Here is a 1,880-nt window from a genome sequence, read left to right as displayed (position 1 = left end):
CTTCTGGGCTTTCAGACGCGACGCACGAATGCGGCACCACCCCAGGCGCTGATCAGCAGCAGACCACCGGCAGGAACCGGAATGGCCGAGACGATGAAATCGGCACCGCCGGCGTTCGGCTCGCTGCTCTCGTAGAAGCCGAGACGGTAGGTGCCGCTTTCGAAGCCGCTGTAGGACATCGAAGGACGCGTGACGCCTGCCTGGCCCGTGGCGGTTTGGTCGGTCACGAGCACACAGTTACCAGCAATGGGGCCAGTGACCGAGAAGCAGGCGGGGTCGTCGCCCAGCACGCGCGTGGTCGAACCGTCCAAAGCGATTTGGTCCAGCGTAAAGCCACTGCGCTCGTTCCCGGTCCGGTCAGAACGGTAATCGTCGAAAGTCAGGGTCATGTCGCCTGAGACTTCGAAATCGACGAAGGCAGTGTCGGACCAGATGAACCCAATCTCGGCATAACCGATGGGGCCTTCGTCGTCATAGATGAAAGTCGAGCCGGAACCCTGTGTAGCGGTCGATGAAAGGATTGACACGATCGCTGCCGACGCGATCGCCGGTGCGGTGACAAGTGCGACCGAGAGACCAAAGGATTTAATAAATGCCATGGGCTTACGCGGCAGATGCCAAACCCTCTCAATGAGATCATCCGGGTATCCCCAGTGAACTGGTGGTAAGCACTCACAAGGGTAAAAGCGTCAGCCGAGGGTCCTCAGAATCCCGTCCACAAGTAAAATCCCAGTGGGACGGAGACGGCGCTTACTCTGATCCAGCAAATATTTGCAAAAAGGGCCGGCAATGCCGGCCCTTTTATTATATAAATATCATGCCTGAAAAGTTAGGCAGATTTCTTCGCCTTACGACGGCGCAGTGCTGCGGCTCCACCCAGTGCGCTAAGCAGCAGCATACCACCAGCTGGTAGCGGCACGGCCGCAACGGTCAAATCGATATTCGCGGCATCAATGGTATTTCCGCCACGATCCACAACGCTTCCGAAAGCAATGGTAAGATCCTGCGATGTCCCTGAAGCTATTGTCGTTCCAATCGTAAACGTGGTTGTCGGATCAGTTCCAACGCTAGCGCTTTCCCCACCGGACCATGTGGCTGTAAGACCATCCGTAAAATAGGCCAAGCCCTGATTGGCTGTACCGTAGTTGACAGCGTAGACAGCATCAGTCGCAGATGTGTTGTTAAATGTAAACTTCACAGAACCCGCATCTGTGCCGGCGAGAATATCGGTATTGTAGATAAAAGCATCTCCAGCTTCGATATTATAGCTGCCGTTATTCACGAGAACTGTTGCAGCCGATGCCGCCATGGGAGCAGCTACCATGGCGACGGCAAGGGCGGTGGATTTAAAAAAATTCATAATTTTCCTCATGAGCTATTTGTTAGGCAGAGATTCCAGTCACAGTCACAGTGATCGCCTGCTAGGAATACATGGTAAACCTTATCTCATACGAAGTTGTTCCCTCGCAATAGCACATCGACATATTTCGGCCACATTCCTTAGCTGTGCTAGTTTTCCTTCAATCTTCGGACTGGTAGGCCTGTCTAGTGGGCCTGTTTTACATCCACTGTTGCCAATACGTGAACAATCCCGGTGGGTTGGGGAATATAAGTGATTCGAAGCCTGCCATGCAGCAACGCATAGCAGAAGTGCAGCCGCGCTCCGCCCGCCGCCAGCTTCTCAACCAACTTGCGGATGTGATCGGGGCGATGGGGGACCGATCCCCAGTGCCGAACCTCACCTCCGCGTTTCCCCTGCGCAACGGCGACAGAAATCGTGGCCTTGTGGACATCAAGCCCAATGAACCTGCTATCCTGCATGTGGTCTCTCCTCCATTCTTGAGGCTCGGTGCCAGCCAATCCCCCCTGTGTCAGCGTAT

General features: G+C 54.8%; 2 protein-coding genes and 1 pseudogene. All 3 read right to left on the bottom strand.

What is annotated here, in order from left to right:
* Nucleotides 1-11: 11 nt before the first annotated feature.
* Nucleotides 12-599 (bottom strand): hypothetical protein, encoded by a 588-nt coding sequence (locus ACOI1H_RS25255; protein WP_422441042.1) that lies wholly within the window; start codon nt 597-599, stop codon nt 12-14.
* 230 nt (nt 600-829) lie between these two features.
* Nucleotides 830-1,360 carry a VPLPA-CTERM sorting domain-containing protein gene (locus tag ACOI1H_RS25250; protein WP_422441041.1) on the bottom strand — a complete coding sequence of 177 codons (531 nt, stop codon included), beginning with the start codon at nt 1,358-1,360 and terminating at the stop codon, nt 830-832.
* Between the two features lie 185 nt (nt 1,361-1,545).
* Nucleotides 1,546-1,880: pseudogene (locus ACOI1H_RS25245) on the bottom strand (hypothetical protein); the annotation flags it as partial.

This window comes from Loktanella sp. DJP18, assembly GCF_049310965.1.
Lineage (GTDB): Bacteria > Pseudomonadota > Alphaproteobacteria > Rhodobacterales > Rhodobacteraceae > Loktanella.
Note: the sequence above shows the minus strand (reverse complement) of the source record. Positions and strands in the feature narration are given on the sequence as shown.